The following is a 15,577-nucleotide window of genomic DNA, read 5'->3' on the forward strand; positions in this document are numbered from 1 at the left end:
TTGCAATGAAAAGAGAAAACAATGTAAAGAAAAGGATGGGGTACGTAATGAATACAAAAAAATTTGCTAAAGTAAATGAACAAATTCCTGGACCGAAAGCAGCGTCTTTACTAGAACGCCGCCAAAATATAGTACCAAAAGGAGTAAGTAACGGCATCCCAACGTTTGTACAATCTGCAAATGGTGCTCTTGTTACTGATGTTGATGGTAATCAGTACATTGATTTCGCTGGAGCGATAGGAACAATTAACGTAGGACATTGTCACCCAGCTGTTAAAGAAGCGCTCCATAAACAAGTAGATCAATACATTCATACTGGCTTTAATGTCATGATGTATGAGCCATATATTGAATTAGCAGAAAAACTTGCGGCATTAGCGCCGGGAAGTTTTGATAAGCAAGTACTATTTTTAAATAGTGGTGCAGAAGCAGTCGAGAACGCTGTGAAAATCGCTCGTAAATATACAAAAAGACCTGGTATTATCGCATTTTCTAAAGGATTCCACGGGCGTACATTAATGACAATGACAATGACAAGTAAAGTAAAACCATATAAATTTGGATTTGGTCCATTTGCGCCTGAAGTCTATAAAGCGCCATTTCCGTATGAATACCGTCGCCCAGAAGGATTAACGGAAGAGCAGTACGATAACTTTATGATTGAAGAGTTTAAGAATTTCTTCATATCAGAAGTAGCACCAGAAACGATTGCAGCTGTTGTAATGGAACCTGTTCAAGGGGAAGGTGGATTTATCGTCCCAAGTAAGAAGTTTGTGCAAGAAGTACGCAATATTTGTTCAGAACACGGCATCTTATTTGTAGCGGATGAAATTCAAACTGGATTTAGCCGTACAGGAAAATATTTCGCCATTGATCATTATGATGTCGTTCCGGATTTAATTACGGTATCTAAATCATTAGGTGCTGGTGTACCGATTAGTGGTGTTATTGGGCGCAAAGAAATTATGAATGAGTCTGCACCAGGAGAACTTGGTGGAACGTATGCAGGAAGCCCGCTAGGATGTGCGGCAGCATTAGCAGTACTTGATGTAATAGAAAAAGAGAATTTAAATAATAGAGCGATAGAATTAGGAAAGGTCGTAATAAACCGATTCGAAGAGATGAAAAATAAATATAATTGCATCGGTGATGTGCGCGGTTTAGGAGCAATGTGTGCATTTGAGCTCGTTCAAGATCGTAAGACGAAAGCACCTGATAAAACGTTAACAGCTAATTTATGCGCAGAAGCAAATAAACGCGGCTTACTTCTACTATCAGCAGGAACATACGGTAATGTTATTCGTGTGCTAATGCCATTAGTGATTACAGATGAGCAACTTGAAGAAGGATTAACAATCATTGAAGAATCATTGCAAGTCTGTTATGAGAAAGCAAATATTGCTCGTGTTTAAAAGTTAAATAATAAAACAGCAAACATTCTAGCTGACTCTATATAAAATCCAGAAAATTCACTTTATAATAAAGGTAGTGAAGTGAATCGACGGATTGGAAGTTAGGGGTGGCTAGGATGGTTGCAGAAAAGGAACGAGTGTTAATGGATTTACAAGATGTATTTGAATATGCGTTTGACGAAATTTTTGTGACTGACGAAAAGGGAATCGTTGTACGTGTAAATAGTACATGTGAAAGGCACTATCAATTGGCTGCTAAAGAGTTAGTAGGTAAACATGTAAAAGAATTGCAGAAGGATGGTATCTTTTATCCATCGGCAACGTTAGAAGTAATTGAAAAAAAGAGACCGATTGAACTCGTTCAAACGACAAAATCAGGAGAGTATTTACACGTTCGTACAAGGCCTGTTTTTGATGAAGAGGGCAATTTAAGAAGGGTGATCAGTTACTCTCGTGATCTTACAGAACTCTATCAATTACGTCAAAAGGTAGAAGAAATGGATAATCAGTTAAAAACATATAAAAAAGAATTAAGAGAAACATATGAACATGAAGGACTTATTTTTAAAAGTATCGCTATGCAAAAAATAGTCGAGACAATCAAGAAAGTATCCGTGGTAGATAGTACTGTTCTCGTTTTAGGTGAGACAGGAGTAGGAAAGAGTCGATTGGTGCGTCATTTACATGAAGTGAGTAACCGGAAGAATGAAAGTTTCTATGAAATTAACTGTGCAGCATTGCCAACGAATTTAATTGAATCAGAGCTTTTTGGATACTCAGGCGGATCTTTTACAGGTGCGAATCGTGAAGGGAAAAAGGGACTATTAGAATCAGCGCATAAAGGAACTCTTTTCTTAGATGAAATTGGTGAAATGCCGCTTGAAATTCAAGCGAAGCTTTTGCAAGTGTTGCAAGAAAAAACGTTTCGCCCTATAGGCGGAAGAGAATTAAAAAAGGTGGACGTTAGAATTGTAGCGGCAACAAATAGAGATTTAAGTATGATGGTGAAACAAGGAACATTTCGGAAAGATTTATATTATCGTCTGAATGTCATTCCCATTGTAATCCCGCCACTACGGGAAAGAACAGAAGACATTTTGCCACTTATTTATCATTATTTACAACACTTTAACGAGAAATATGGTCGGAATGTAAAATTAGCGCCTAGCACATTGCAAATGTTTGTTGGTTACCCGTGGGAAGGAAATAATAGAGAAATTGAAAATGTGATTGAGCGAATTGTTATAACTGCTGATGATATCGTTACGATAGAGGATTTGCCAATAGCGATGCAAGAATCAACAGTTGAACAGTCTGGTCAAAGTCTCTATAAAATGTTAGAAGAAGTAGAACGGAATATTATTTTGAAAGCATATAAAACATATGGATCGAGTTATAAAGTAGCGGAGTTTTTAAAAATAAGTCAATCTGCTGCCACGAGGAAAATAAAGAAACTTATAGAGGAGGAAGAGAACATTGGATAAAAAAGCGACGTTTGTAAATGTAGAGAAAAAGGCGATGTATATAAATGGTGAGTGGATTACATTGCAAGAACAAATCGAAGTAAATAATCCAGCAACGAAGGAAATATTTGCGACTGTACCAAAGGGTGGGGTAACTGAGGCAAAGCAAGCCGTTGATGCTGCACATGAAGCTTTTAAATCATGGTCTAAGTTAACAGCGGCAGACCGTGCAGTGAAATTAAAAAAATGGTTTACACTTATCGATGAAAATAAAGAAGAGATTGCAGCGATTATGACGAGAGAACAAGGAAAGCCGTTTGCAGAAGCGCTTGGTGAAGTGAATTATGCAAATAGTTTTGTCGAATGGTATGCAGAAGAAGGAAAACGCGTGTATGGTGAAATGATTCCTGCTTCTCATCCAAATAAACGTATTTTAGTTATGAAGCAACCAGTCGGAGTTATGGCAGCTATTACGCCTTGGAACTTCCCTGCTGCTATGATTACGAGAAAGGTAGCTCCGGCGCTTGCAGCAGGCTGTACAGCGGTTGTAAAACCTGCAAGTCAAACGCCGTTAACTGCGTTGAAATTAGCTGAATTAGCCCATGAAGCGGACATTCCTAAAGGTGTAATAAACATTGTAACAGGTAGTGCAAAAGCAATTGCTGATACGTGGATGGAAGATGGACGTGTTCGAAAAGTTTCCTTTACAGGATCAACGGAAATTGGGAAAGAGTTAATGGCCAGTGCTGCACAAACGATGAAAAAAGTTTCACTAGAGTTAGGTGGTCACGCACCGTTTATTGTTATGAATGATGCAGACTTAGATAAAGTAGTAGAGGCAGTAATCGGTTCGAAATTCCGTAACGCAGGACAAACGTGTATATGTACAAACCGAGTATTTGTTCAGGAAGAAGTTTACGAAGTATTCGCAGAGAAGTTTCAAAAGTCAGTAGGGCAGTTGAAAGTAGGAGACGGTTTCGGTGACGGAACGACTGTAGGACCACTTATTGACGAGAATGCAGTTTCGAAAGTACAGGAACATATTGCAGATGCTATTCAAAAGGGTGGAACAGTTTTATATGGTGGCCAAAAGGTTGCAGAGCTAGATGGACACTTTATGCAACCAACTGTAATCGGATTAGCGAACGATACGATGCTTTGTATGAATGAAGAAACATTTGGACCAGTTGCACCTGTTGCGAAATTTAAAACGGTTGAAGAAGTAATTGAACGTGCAAACAATACGCCATACGGTTTAGCAGCGTACATTTTCACGAAAGATATTAGTCAAGCATTCCAAATTAGCGAAGCGTTAGAGTACGGTATTATCGGATTAAATGATGGACTTCCATCAGTTGCACAAGCACCGTTCGGTGGCTTTAAAGAAAGTGGTATTGGCCGTGAAGGAGGTCATTTCGGTATCGAGGAATATTTAGAAATTAAATATATTTCATTAGGACTATAAGTAGTATACTAGAATCTCTATAAGGTAACAGAGAAGGAGATTCTAGTATGGTATATTGGCTATTATTACTTGTAACAATTATTTTTGAAGTAGCTGGAACAATTGCGATGAAATTATCAAACGGTTTAACAAAGTTCGTTCCAAGTGTACTTATTTTTGTATTTTACGGAATTTGTTTCAGCGTGTTCGCCATCGTTGTAAAAAAGATTCATTTAAGTATTGCTTATGCAATTTGGTCTGGTGTTGGGACGTTACTTATTACGATTATTAGTGTGTACTTTTTTAAAGAGCACATTAGCCTATTCCAAGCATTTTGTATTCTTTTCATCGTGTTAGGAGTAATTGGGCTTAAGGTTTCATCGGCATCATGAAAGCTATCTTTTGTAGAAGATAGCTTTTTTCTATTTGTGCAGTTAGCAATTAATACGACAAAATATGACAAGAAAGAGTAAAGCGTTTTGTTATGATATATATGGAATTTTGTCTTATGTGGAGGAAAGAGTATGTTAGAAAAGGTAAGTCAAATTGTTTTAATTTTTGGCATAGCTTTTAGTTTAAGTGCTTGCACTGAGACTAAAGATAGTAATGAAAGTAAACAAGAAGATGTTCAAGATAAAGTGTATAAAATAGGGGAGACAGTAGACGTAGATGGTTTGCAAGTAACTATCGATTCAGTTAAATTAGGATATCCGGATTATGATGAGGATAAAAAGAAAGAGGAGATTTTGGGGATTATTTTCAAAGTAGAAAATAATAGTAAAAAGGAAATACCTTTTGCATTTTATGAATTTGAGATTACCGATAAGAAAGGTACAAGATTTAAAGAATATAATAACCCTGATAGCTTTATTAGTAAAAAGTTAGCACCAGAAGAAAAAATTCAAGATATCATGCTATTTGACGTAGCGAAAGAAAATACGTATATCGCTACGTATAGACCAGAGTTTACGCGTGAAAATAGAACAATAAAATTTGAATTGAAACCAAATAAATAAAGAAACACATTGGATTATCCAATGTGTTTCTTTATGGTAATAAATTTAAAACGCCCAGTTACCTTTACGGAAGATAGGCTCATGTCTGCCATCAGCAGTAATACCGTCAATATCAAGCTCAGCTGATCCAATCATGAAATCTTCGTGTGTAATACTAGCGTTTGCGCCATTTTTAGCAAGTTCTTCTTTAGACATCGTTTTTCCGCCAACTAAGTTAAATGCATAAGCATTTCCGATTGCAAGGTGGCAAGATGCGTTTTCATCAAATAGCGTGTTGTAGAATAAAATATTTGTGTTTGAAATTGGTGAATCATGAGGTACTAAAGCTACTTCTCCTAAGAAGTGAGAACCTTCATCTGTTTCTACTAAATGTTTTAAAGCTTCTTCTCCAACTTCAGCTTTATAATCTACGATACGTCCGTTTTCAAATGTTAACGTGAAGTTATCGATAATGTTACCTGCAAATGCTAACGGTTTTGTACTAGATACTTGGCCGTTTACACCTGTTTTAAGTGGCATTGTAAACACTTCTTCAGTTGGAATGTTCGCCATAAATGGTACGTTCTTTTCATTTAAGCTACCAGCACCAGCCCATACATGTTTTTCTGGAAGTTCGATCGTTAAATCTGTTCCAGGACCTGTATAGTGAAGAGCTTTATAATGCTTTTCGTTTAAGTAATCAACTTTTGTATGTAATGTTTTATCGTGTTCTTTCCATGCTTCCACAGGATTTTCTAAATCAGCACGAGTAGCTTTGAAAATAGCATCCCATAGTTTTGCTTCTTGTTCTTCTGGTGCAACGTCAGGGAATACTTTCGCAGCCCATTCTTTCGTAGGAACAGAAATGACACACCAGCTTACTTTATCAGCTTGTACGTAATCACGGTATACTTTCATTGCTTCACCAGCTACTTTATGAGCTGTTGCGATACGCGTTGGTTCTACACCTTTTAATAAATCAGGGTTTTCTGCATAAATAGACATAAATGCAGCGCCTTCTTTTGCTAATTCTTCACGAGCGTGTGCTTTCCAAGATGGGAACTCAGCGAATGCTTCTTCAGGAGCTAGATCAAACTTTAAGCGTGTTAACGTCTCATCATTCCAATCCACATATACGTGTTTTGCACCAGATTTATATGCTTTTTCTGTAACGAGGCGTACAAATTGTACAGCTTCAAGAGGTGCGCTAATTGATAATGTTTGTCCTGGTTGAATATTAACACCAACATTGACTGCAAGGGCAGCATATTTCTCTAACGTTTGTTCAAATGACATATGTATAATCTCCTTTAATTTGAAAGATTTCTTACTATATATAATACAAGAAAATTCAAAAAATATATATAAATATAGCGTAAAAAGAGAGCTCAAAATATATTGAGCCCTCATCGTTATTGAATCGAAGAAGCAAACTGTTCTACGGTCGTCGTATGGTGTATGCGAACACGCTTCATTTTTAACAATTCATCGGGTTCACCTTTTGTAATGAATTTTCCGGGTTTTGTTGTCGTCGCAAATTGATAATATTTCTTCGTTTCTGCAACGACTTTATCATCTACATGACCGAATGGATAAGCAACTGCGATAACGGGCTTACCTGTTATTTTTTCTAACTTTTCTTTTGATCCTTTTAATTCCTCTTCATAGTTTGTAATTTTCGGTAAGTCTGCATGCGTCGCTGTATGAGATTGCACTGAGAAAATGCCGGAATCGACCATTTCTTTTATTTCAGAAGTAGACAGTGATCCTTCTACATCAACGTTATCAACAATCATATATTCTGTTGCTGTTGGTTTAAATGTATCGTCTTTTAGCTTTTGTAAAACATGGAATGCATTCATATTATTTTTCATACCGTCATCAAATGTAACAAAGATAGGTTTATTTACTTTATTAATATCACCCCAACGTTCAAAAGTTAGTAATGTATAGCCGTTGTCTTTTAAATATTTCATTTGGGCTTCAAAGTTAGCAGGTGATACGAATAAGTCTTTAATGCCTTGTCCGTGATAATCATCGATTGCATGGTACATAAGAACGGGAACTTTTTGCTCGAAAGTAATAGCAGATTTTGTGAGTGGAATGGTTTTCCCATCTTCTTTTATACCTATTGCTTCAATTTGAAACTCACCGCGTTTTCCTTCAAATTCTTTTATATCAAAAGGAAGTGTAAACTGTTTCTCCTTTTCTTTAGAAGAAAAAGATTTAGTGTGTTCCCTTCCATCAGCAGTACGCCAAATTTTATATTGTACTTCAGTTAAAGCATCTTTTATATCTGTCATATGAATAGTAGTGTTTGTAGATTCATGTGTAATTTGGTTATAAGAAATTTTCCCTTGTTCTTTCACGGTCTCTTCTTGTTTCTTAGTTTCTTGAACTTTTTTCTCTTTTTTAGGTTCTTGACTTACATTGTTAGTATTACAACCTGCTAAAATGGCAGATGTACATAAAGCGATTGCAGCATATTTTCTCATAAAATCACCTTCTATTGTGTATTATGTTACATACTTCTATTTAAAATCCCCACCGCTGTAAGAGAGGTGGGGATATACCCTTGTTCATCATATCATTTGAATAAAATGGATGGAATGAGAAAAGTAACAATAGATAAAAAAATCACCTTACTTCAACGAGTAAGGTGATTTTTATTAAATGAATAATCCAGCGATTGTAGCAGATAAAATAGAAGCAAGTGTTGATGCAAATAACATTTTCCAACCAAATTTCGATACGACGCTTCCTTGTTTTTCAGAAAGGGCACGGATTGTACCAACAATCGCACCAATTTGGCTAATACTCGCGAAGCTAATTAAGAATACTGTAACGATTCCAACTGTACGTGGAGATAATGTTGCTGCAACACCTTTTAAATCAAGGATTGCTACAAACTCGTTTAATACAATCTTCGTACCCATAATTCCGCCAGCTGGGATAATATCTTGAGCTGGAATCCCCATTAAGAATGCGAATGGAGCAAGTACGTAACCGAAGATTTGTTGTAACGTAACAGCATGTCCCATTGCCCCTGAAGCTGCACTAATTACGTAGTTTACAACTTCCATCACACCGATGAAGGCGATCATTAATGCTGCAACGATACCAGCTACTTTTAAACCATCAAGCGCGCCGTTAATCATCGCACCGATAAAGCTGTCTCCGAATAGCGTTCTATCAAATTTTTGAATCACTTCGTCTTCTTTTTTCGTATCAACTGGTGTTAATAACGAACAAACGATTAAGCTTGAGAATAAGTTTAGCGGAAGAGCTGCTAGTACGTATTTTGCATCTAACATCATTACGTATGATGCTGTAACAGAAGCAGAAACTGAGCTCATTGCAGAACAACAAATGATAAACATACGGTTTTTATTGAAATGTTGTAAATCATTTTTAATAACGATTAACGCTTCACTTGAACCGAAGAATACAGAGTTTACCGCATGGAACGATTCAACGCGTGGTAAACCAGTAATTTTTGAAATCGCACCGCCGACAACACGAACGATGAATGGTAAAACACCTAAATAACTAAAGATAGAAAGTAGTGCTGAGAAGAATACGATAATTAATAGTACGTTTAAGAAAAAGACAAAGTCTCTTTGAATTCCATTAAAGAGAAAATCAACACCTGTCGTACCAAGTTTAATTAGTTTGTTGAAAACTTTACCAATGAAAATAATGATTTGTTGACCAATCTTTGTGCCAAACATAAACCAACCGATTAAAATTTGAAAACCAATCATAATAGCAATTGCACGGAAGTTGATTTTACTTTTGTTGTTTGACAAAGCAAAACATAAACCTAAAACGACAAGAATACCGATAATGCTCATTACATATTGCATGTAGTTGCCCCTTTCAGAAGTTCGTATAAAGTTTGTACATAAAACGCTCGTTGTATTACTAAAAATAAAACAAAGAGGCTTTATGTCATACGTAAGATGTCTGACCTTTTAGAAAAATGGAAATAAAAAAAGACCCATATGGATTCACTTTCATCTATGAGAGAAAGCTAATCAATATGAGTCCTTTTTTGCACATAGGCTAATATTCATTAGTTTTCCCCATAGTCCAGCAATTTAAGGTTGCCGGGTAGAAACTCTCGATCCATATTATCGAGTATATATGAGGTAACATCGTCCGTATTAAATTAGTAGTAGCGTAACATTAACAGAGAACTATCGTCAATAGCTTTTTTTCTTCCAATAGAAATAGACCATATAAGTATGATAAAATGTAACGCAGTGTTATGAAAAAGAGAGGTCGGAAAATGAGTACAAAAATGACGCCACCAGTTGAAAAAAACGAGTTTATAGATGTAGTATTTGAAGATTTAACACATGATGGTGCCGGTGTTGCGAAAGTAAAAGGCTATCCTATTTTCGTTAAGAACGGATTACCAGGTGAAGAAGCGCAAATTAAAATTATTAAAGTGAAGAAAAACTTCGCATTCGGTCGTTTAATGAAGCTTCATACAGAGAGCCCATATCGTAAAGATGCCGAATGCCCAGTGTACAATCAGTGCGGCGGTTGTCAGCTTCAGCATTTAACATATGAAGGACAATTACAAGCGAAAGAAAAACAAGTACGCGACGTTATGCAGCGCATCGGAGGACTAAGCGATGTTCCTGTTCACCCTGTACTCGGCATGAAGAATCCGTGGGTATACCGTAATAAAGCACAAGTACCAATTGGAGAACGTGAAGGCGGACTTGTAGCTGGTTTCTATCGTCAAGGAACGCATGACATTATTAATATGGAATCATGTTTAATTCAAGCAGAAGAAAACGATACATTGATTCAAGAAGTAAAACGTATTTGTGAAAAACACGGTATTTCGGCGTACAACGAAGAGCGTAACAAAGGAACACTTCGTCACGTAATGGCTCGTTACGGACAAGTAACAGGGGAGATTATGCTTGTCTTCATTACTCGTACAGCAGAACTGCCAAACAAAAAAGCAATCATTGAAGAAATTGCTACGAAATTCCCAGAAGTAAAATCAATTGTTCAAAACGTAAACCCGAAACGTACAAATGTAATCTTCGGAGACAAAACGACAGTACTGTACGGATCAGAATATATTTATGACTTTATCGGCGATATTAAATTTGCGATTTCAGCACGTTCATTCTACCAAGTAAACCCAGAACAAACGAAAGTGTTATACGATAAAACGTTAGAATATGCAAAATTAGATGGCAATGAAACAGTAATTGATGCCTATTGTGGAATTGGATCAATCTCTTTATTCCTAGCACAAAAAGCGAAAAAAGTGTACGGTGTTGAAATCGTCCCAGAAGCGATCGAAGACGCAAAGCGTAACGCAGCACTAAACAACATGACAAACGCTGAATTTGGTGTAGGAGAAGCAGAAGTAGTTATTCCAAAATGGTACAAAGAAGGCGTAATCGCTGACACAATGGTCGTAGATCCACCGCGTAAAGGTTGTGATGAGGCACTACTTAACACAATCATCGACATGAAACCAAAACGCGTCGTATACGTATCATGTAACCCAGCAACATTAGCACGTGACTTAAAAGTACTAGAAGAAGGCGGATATAAGACGCAGGAAGTACAACCTGTTGATATGTTCCCGCATACGACTCATGTGGAGTGTGTAGCTTGGCTGAAGTTGGTATAATAGGAAAGCAGTTGATATAGGAAAAACTATACCATCTGCTTTTTGGTTTATTGAGAGTTTGAAATTGTATTCATAGTGAGAGGATTTGAATTTGAAATGATAGATAATTTTTGGCGTGATTTACCACGACCATTTTTCGTACTTGCACCAATGGAAGATGTGACAGACGTTGTTTTCCGTCACGTAGTAAGTGAAGCTGGTCGTCCGGACGTATTCTTCACAGAGTTTACAAACTCAGATAGCTATTGTCATCCAGAAGGTATGAAAAGCGTACGTGGTCGTTTAATTTTTACAGAAGATGAACAGCCAATGGTGGCACATATTTGGGGAGATAATCCTGAATATTTCCGTCAAATGAGTATTGGTATGGCAGAGTTAGGATTTAAAGGTATTGATATTAATATGGGCTGTCCTGTACCGAACGTAGCATCAAGAGGAAAAGGTAGTGGCCTTATTCTACGTCCAGACGTTGCGGCAGAACTTATTCAAGCTGCAAAAGCAGGCGGACTACCTGTCAGCGTAAAAACAAGACTTGGCTTTAAAGAATTAAGTGAGTGGGAAGATTGGTTAACGCATATTTTCAAACAAGATATTGCAAACCTTTCTATTCACTTACGTACAAGAGAAGAGATGAGCCAAGTAGATGCACACTGGGAGCTAATTCCGGAGATTAAAAAATTACGTGATCGTATTGCACCAAATACGCTCCTAACGATAAACGGAGACATTCCTGACCGTAAAACTGGGCTGGAACTTGCTGAAAAATACGGTATTGATGGTGTTATGATTGGACGAGGCATCTTTAAAAATCCATTTGCCTTTGAAAAAGAACCAAGAGAGCATAGTAGTAAAGAACATCTAGATCTTTTAAGACTACAGCTCGATCTTCAAGATCAATATGCAGAAGTATTACCACGCTCTATCACAGGACTACATCGCTTCTTCAAAATTTATGTAAAAGGCTTCCCTGGAGCTGCTGAATTGAGAAATCAGTTGATGAGTACGAAGTCGACGGATGAAGTGCGTACATTGCTTAATCAGTTTGAGGCGAGTGTTAGTGAGACACAGGGGAGTGAAACTGTGTAACTTTTGAAAGTTAGAAGGGATGGAGTGTAGCAATTTTATCCCGCATTAACGAGCAGTAAGACCCCCACCTCAAAATTCAGCGGAAGCAAAGAAGTTAGGTGGGGGTCGGACTGCCCATAAAAGCCTGATTGGTTCAACTAATAATAAGTGGGGGATGAACAAAACCCCCACTTATTAAATAAAGTTTCACTTTATTACGCCTATAATTGGAGGCTATGTAAATGTTAAGTGATCAGACGAGATATTCTAGGCTCGCAAATATAACAAAAATAATAAATACAAAATTAGAACTACGTGAAGTATTGCAGCGTGTAACAATGGCGATATCAGAGGAGATTGTTAGGTGTGACGCTGTTGGAATTTATTTACCTGAAGAAGATGGAACATTTAGAGGGTTTGCGGGAAAACCAGAGACCATAAATGGCGTAACGCTCGATACGCAGGTAATTGATCCTGAAATAGACTTACTGGCAAAAGAAGTTATTGAAACTAAAAAAACGATCTATATTCCTGATACCTCAAAGGATTATCGACCGGATCCGAGACCAGTCGATGCGTTCAAAATTAAGTCTTTATTAGCTCTGCCTATCTCATTTGGGCAAGAGTTATTTGGTCTTGTTTTTTTATTTGATTATGGAGTTCCAATGAACTTAACAGATTCAGAAATTCAAAGTGTTGAAGCTTATGTAAATATGGCGGCGGTCGCCATTCAAAACGCAAAAAATTTAACCCAAAAAGAAAATCTTATTGCCGAGAAGCAGCTGTTACTAAATGTTACCCGTGATTTATCAGTGTGTTCCTCGGTACAGGAGATTTTTGATAAATGTTTTTTTTACTTAGGACAGATTTTAGAGAGTAAAAACATGGCTGCCCACCTTTTAGACCGGCTAGATAAAACAACGATTAAAACAACGAAATTAAGCGCGGACTGTGATTGGGCAGAAACTGACTGGATGGAGAAAACCTATGAAGCCAAGCTTCGAAAGGTTATTCAAACAAAAAATATAGATAGTAAGGGCCTACTGATGCTGCCATTAGTTTCGATGGGAGAAGTATTAGGGGTAATCGTCGTTGGTAAAGGGGCAAAAGCTCATAATTACGATGCTTCCCGAATTCAACTGGCAAAGTCTATCGTTGATGCTACAGCTCCTACGTTTTCAAACTTGTTATATATGGATCAACTTGAAAGTATGGTGGAAGAAAGAACGAGAGAACTAGCTGTTGCTAATGAAAAAGTTACAAGTGTGATTGAAAGTATTACGGATGGATTCTTGACTTTGAATAATAAATGGGAATTTACGTACGTAAATAAGCATCAACATTTCCCGCAAGGAAAAACAGCAAAAGATGTATTAGGTAAGAATATATGGGAGGTCTTCCCAAGTAGCATCGATACAGTTATATATAAGGAGCTTCATCGTGTAATGTCAGAGCGAAATACAGTTCATTTCGAATTTCTTTCTACCTCTGATGAATATTGGTATGAAGTTATTGCATATCCGTATGATGATGGCATTTGTTGTATTTGTAAAAATATAACGGAAAAAAAGCAATATGAGCAGGAATTGAAAAGGTTATCCAACATAGAGTTAATAGGGCAAATGGCAGCAGGTATTAGCCACGAGATTAGAAATCCAATGACAACAGTACGAGGATTTTTGCAGTTATTAAAAGAAGAGAACAACTATGAGAAACATAATAACTACTTTAATTTAATGGTTGAAGAACTTGATCGTGCCAATTCTATTATTACTGAATTTCTCTCAATAGGTAATACAAAGAAATCAGATTTGCAGATGTTAGATTTAAACTCAATTATCCGTGATATTATTCCTTTAATAAAGATTGATACGCATAATCAAAATAAATATATTCAAGTCGATACAAATGACGTTCCAGAATTACTCTTAAATCGTAATGAGATCAGGCAATTATTAATGAACCTATACCGTAATGGCTTAGAAGCGATGAGTACAGGGAAAACTCTAACCATTAGCACCTATAAAGAAGGGCAAAAATGTGTGGTGCTTGCAGTGCGGGATGAAGGGAATGGTATCAGGCCTGAAGTATTAGAGAAACTGGGGACTCCATTTTACACAACCAAAGATAATGGAACTGGATTGGGATTAGGCGTATGTTATGCCATTGCTGCCCGTCATAATGCAAAAATAGAAATTCAAACAGGATCCGAAGGCACTACCTTTTTTGTTAAATTTAATTATGAAAATAATAAAAACTAATCTTATTTAGATTAGTTTTGTTGAACTGTATTACAAATATTTATATTTGAGTAGTATAAAAAAATGGACAAACCTATATTAGATTTGTCCATTTTTAAGTGTGTTAATTAATAGTAAAGCCCCAACCATAATTTCGCACGGTTATTCCATCCCTTTTTGCTTTATTAATATCATCCTCAAAGGAAGGTGCTATCCCACTACCAACTAAAATACCTTTTACAGTATTTAATTTTAATTCTTTTTTACATAGTTTAATATAATGTTTAATTTGATTTAAAGCGTTTCTATCAATAGGTCCTTTCTTAATTTCTACTACAATAAATTCGTTATTAGTAGTATCTCTTAATAACAAATCTAAACGTGATTCATCTGAGAAGATATGTTGTGATTTTTCAATTTTATAGTTTACATCAAGTATTGAAGGGTTAGAAATGATGAATTTCTCGATATCTCTTTCTAAAATTTGAAATACTTCTTCAGCGGTTAAAACTCTATTAGTAAGTCTACCCTTGGACTCATTTTGCTCAATTAAATCTAACAATAAATTGATATCAGATGGATTCAATTCTTTCCAAGTACGAAGAGCAGAAGAAATTGCACTTAATAAAGATTGATTAGGATTAAGGTTTGCAGGTCTGGATAATTTACTCAATAATTCAGGGGTAATTTCCAAAGGAACTTGAAGGGCTTTAGATTGAATAGGATTTCCAAACGCAATACATTCGCTTGGTGTTAGTTGGTGTATCTCTTTCTTTAGGTGGGGATTATCATATTTATTCATGATTAAACGATTCTGTTTGATATCTTTTACAATCACGACTTCTTCGACCAGATAATATGCGGTTATATAGCGCTTGTTATGTATTGTTTTATGAAAGAATAGAAAATCTCCCTTTTGTACTTTTTGGAGTTTGTCGGTATTAGCCCCTGACTCTCCATATGTATATTCTGTTAGCATCGGGTCCTCATGTCCGAAATTTCGTTCAGCATCTTTATAACCAATTAGATAATTCATTATTGATTCCCTCCTATATGAACTCTAGTATCATTATAATCCAATTGGTTTTAAATAGATAATTTAAAGTGCCTAAAAGCATATGTTGCTGTTTTAAAATCATCTCCACAAGCATTAATCCATCTAAGACTACAAAACCTTCCCCTAAAGTGTTAAAGTAGTAATTTGACGACATTCATTTACACATGCTAAAAGCATTATGATAATCAACATTTCAGGAGGAAACCCAATGGCAATGAGCAATAACGATATAT

The 15,577-nt window shown here is 36.4% G+C and carries 12 protein-coding genes and 1 riboswitch; of the genes, 8 read left to right on the top strand and 4 right to left on the bottom strand.

Annotated elements, in window-relative coordinates:
- Positions 1-47 precede the first annotated feature (47 nt).
- The 5 genes from gabT to MR083_RS13040 all read left to right on the top strand — a co-directional run bounded on the left by gabT (position 48) and on the right by MR083_RS13040 (position 5,335).
- Positions 48-1,412: a 4-aminobutyrate--2-oxoglutarate transaminase gene (gene gabT / locus MR083_RS13020; RefSeq protein WP_242269453.1), complete on the top strand. Its 1,365-nt coding sequence runs from the start codon at positions 48-50 to the stop codon at positions 1,410-1,412.
- A 116-nt stretch (positions 1,413-1,528) separates the two neighbouring features.
- Positions 1,529-2,896 (top strand): sigma-54 interaction domain-containing protein, encoded by a 1,368-nt coding sequence (locus MR083_RS13025; protein WP_000225163.1) that lies wholly within the window; start codon positions 1,529-1,531, stop codon positions 2,894-2,896.
- Positions 2,889-4,340 carry an NADP-dependent succinate-semialdehyde dehydrogenase gene (gene gabD, locus MR083_RS13030; RefSeq protein ID WP_000358113.1) on the top strand — a complete coding sequence of 484 codons (1,452 nt, stop codon included), beginning with the start codon at positions 2,889-2,891 and terminating at the stop codon, positions 4,338-4,340. The genes MR083_RS13025 and gabD overlap by 8 nt, the downstream gene beginning before the upstream one ends.
- 47 nt (positions 4,341-4,387) lie before the next feature.
- The gene (locus MR083_RS13035) at positions 4,388-4,711 is read left to right on the top strand and encodes a DMT family transporter (RefSeq protein ID WP_000263253.1); all 324 of its coding nucleotides are present in this window, start codon (positions 4,388-4,390) and stop codon (positions 4,709-4,711) included.
- A gap of 132 nt (positions 4,712-4,843) precedes the next feature.
- On the top strand, positions 4,844-5,335 hold the full coding sequence (locus MR083_RS13040; protein ID WP_000891129.1) for a DUF4352 domain-containing protein: 492 nt from the start codon (positions 4,844-4,846) through the stop codon (positions 5,333-5,335).
- Positions 5,336-5,380: 45 nt separating this feature from the next.
- On the opposite strand, the gene MR083_RS13045 is transcribed toward MR083_RS13040, so the two are convergent.
- From MR083_RS13045 to MR083_RS13055, 3 genes are all read right to left on the bottom strand, one after another.
- Positions 5,381-6,610: an aminopeptidase gene (locus MR083_RS13045; protein WP_000007361.1), complete on the bottom strand. Its 1,230-nt coding sequence runs from the start codon at positions 6,608-6,610 to the stop codon at positions 5,381-5,383.
- Between the two features lie 116 nt (positions 6,611-6,726).
- Positions 6,727-7,809, bottom strand: a complete 1,083-nt coding sequence (locus MR083_RS13050; protein ID WP_001233718.1) for a polysaccharide deacetylase family protein — start codon at positions 7,807-7,809, stop codon at positions 6,727-6,729.
- A gap of 174 nt (positions 7,810-7,983) precedes the next feature.
- Positions 7,984-9,180 (bottom strand): NupC/NupG family nucleoside CNT transporter, encoded by a 1,197-nt coding sequence (locus tag MR083_RS13055; protein WP_001200497.1) that lies wholly within the window; start codon positions 9,178-9,180, stop codon positions 7,984-7,986.
- A gap of 202 nt (positions 9,181-9,382) precedes the next feature.
- A riboswitch (purine riboswitch) is annotated at positions 9,383-9,484 on the bottom strand.
- A 121-nt stretch (positions 9,485-9,605) separates the two neighbouring features.
- Here MR083_RS13055 and rlmD point away from each other — a divergent pair.
- The 3 genes from rlmD (at position 9,606) to MR083_RS13070 (ending at position 14,308) form a co-directional block, all read left to right on the top strand.
- Positions 9,606-10,982: a 23S rRNA (uracil(1939)-C(5))-methyltransferase RlmD gene (rlmD, locus tag MR083_RS13060; protein WP_000105046.1), complete on the top strand. Its 1,377-nt coding sequence runs from the start codon at positions 9,606-9,608 to the stop codon at positions 10,980-10,982.
- A gap of 96 nt (positions 10,983-11,078) precedes the next feature.
- Positions 11,079-12,068 carry a tRNA dihydrouridine synthase gene (locus MR083_RS13065; protein WP_000566692.1) on the top strand — a complete coding sequence of 330 codons (990 nt, stop codon included), beginning with the start codon at positions 11,079-11,081 and terminating at the stop codon, positions 12,066-12,068.
- Between the two features lie 221 nt (positions 12,069-12,289).
- A complete protein-coding gene (locus MR083_RS13070; protein WP_242269454.1) occupies positions 12,290-14,308 on the top strand; it encodes a GAF domain-containing sensor histidine kinase in 2,019 nt (672 codons plus the stop codon).
- Positions 14,309-14,411: 103 nt separating this feature from the next.
- Here the strand turns inward: MR083_RS13070 and MR083_RS13075 are convergent, their stop codons facing one another.
- The gene (locus tag MR083_RS13075) at positions 14,412-15,323 is read right to left on the bottom strand and encodes an endonuclease NucS domain-containing protein (RefSeq protein ID WP_242269455.1); all 912 of its coding nucleotides are present in this window, start codon (positions 15,321-15,323) and stop codon (positions 14,412-14,414) included.
- Between the last annotated feature and the right edge of the window lie 254 nt (positions 15,324-15,577).

Source organism: Bacillus cereus group sp. BfR-BA-01408 (assembly GCF_022663305.1).
In the GTDB taxonomy this organism is placed as follows: Bacteria; Bacillota; Bacilli; order Bacillales; family Bacillaceae_G; genus Bacillus_A; species Bacillus_A pacificus.

Coding starts and splice junctions, on each gene's coding strand:
- gabT (WP_242269453.1), top strand. CDS start 48: ATGAATACAAAAAAATTTGCTAAAGTAAATGAACAAATTCCTGGACCG.
- MR083_RS13025 (WP_000225163.1), top strand. CDS start 1,529: ATGGTTGCAGAAAAGGAACGAGTGTTAATGGATTTACAAGATGTATTT.
- MR083_RS13035 (WP_000263253.1), top strand. CDS start 4,388: ATGGTATATTGGCTATTATTACTTGTAACAATTATTTTTGAAGTAGCT.
- MR083_RS13040 (WP_000891129.1), top strand. CDS start 4,844: ATGTTAGAAAAGGTAAGTCAAATTGTTTTAATTTTTGGCATAGCTTTT.
- MR083_RS13045 (WP_000007361.1), bottom strand. CDS start 6,610: ATGTCATTTGAACAAACGTTAGAGAAATATGCTGCCCTTGCAGTCAAT.
- MR083_RS13050 (WP_001233718.1), bottom strand. CDS start 7,809: ATGAGAAAATATGCTGCAATCGCTTTATGTACATCTGCCATTTTAGCA.
- MR083_RS13055 (WP_001200497.1), bottom strand. CDS start 9,180: ATGCAATATGTAATGAGCATTATCGGTATTCTTGTCGTTTTAGGTTTA.
- rlmD (WP_000105046.1), top strand. CDS start 9,606: ATGAGTACAAAAATGACGCCACCAGTTGAAAAAAACGAGTTTATAGAT.
- MR083_RS13065 (WP_000566692.1), top strand. CDS start 11,079: ATGATAGATAATTTTTGGCGTGATTTACCACGACCATTTTTCGTACTT.
- MR083_RS13070 (WP_242269454.1), top strand. CDS start 12,290: ATGTTAAGTGATCAGACGAGATATTCTAGGCTCGCAAATATAACAAAA.
- MR083_RS13075 (WP_242269455.1), bottom strand. CDS start 15,323: ATGAATTATCTAATTGGTTATAAAGATGCTGAACGAAATTTCGGACAT.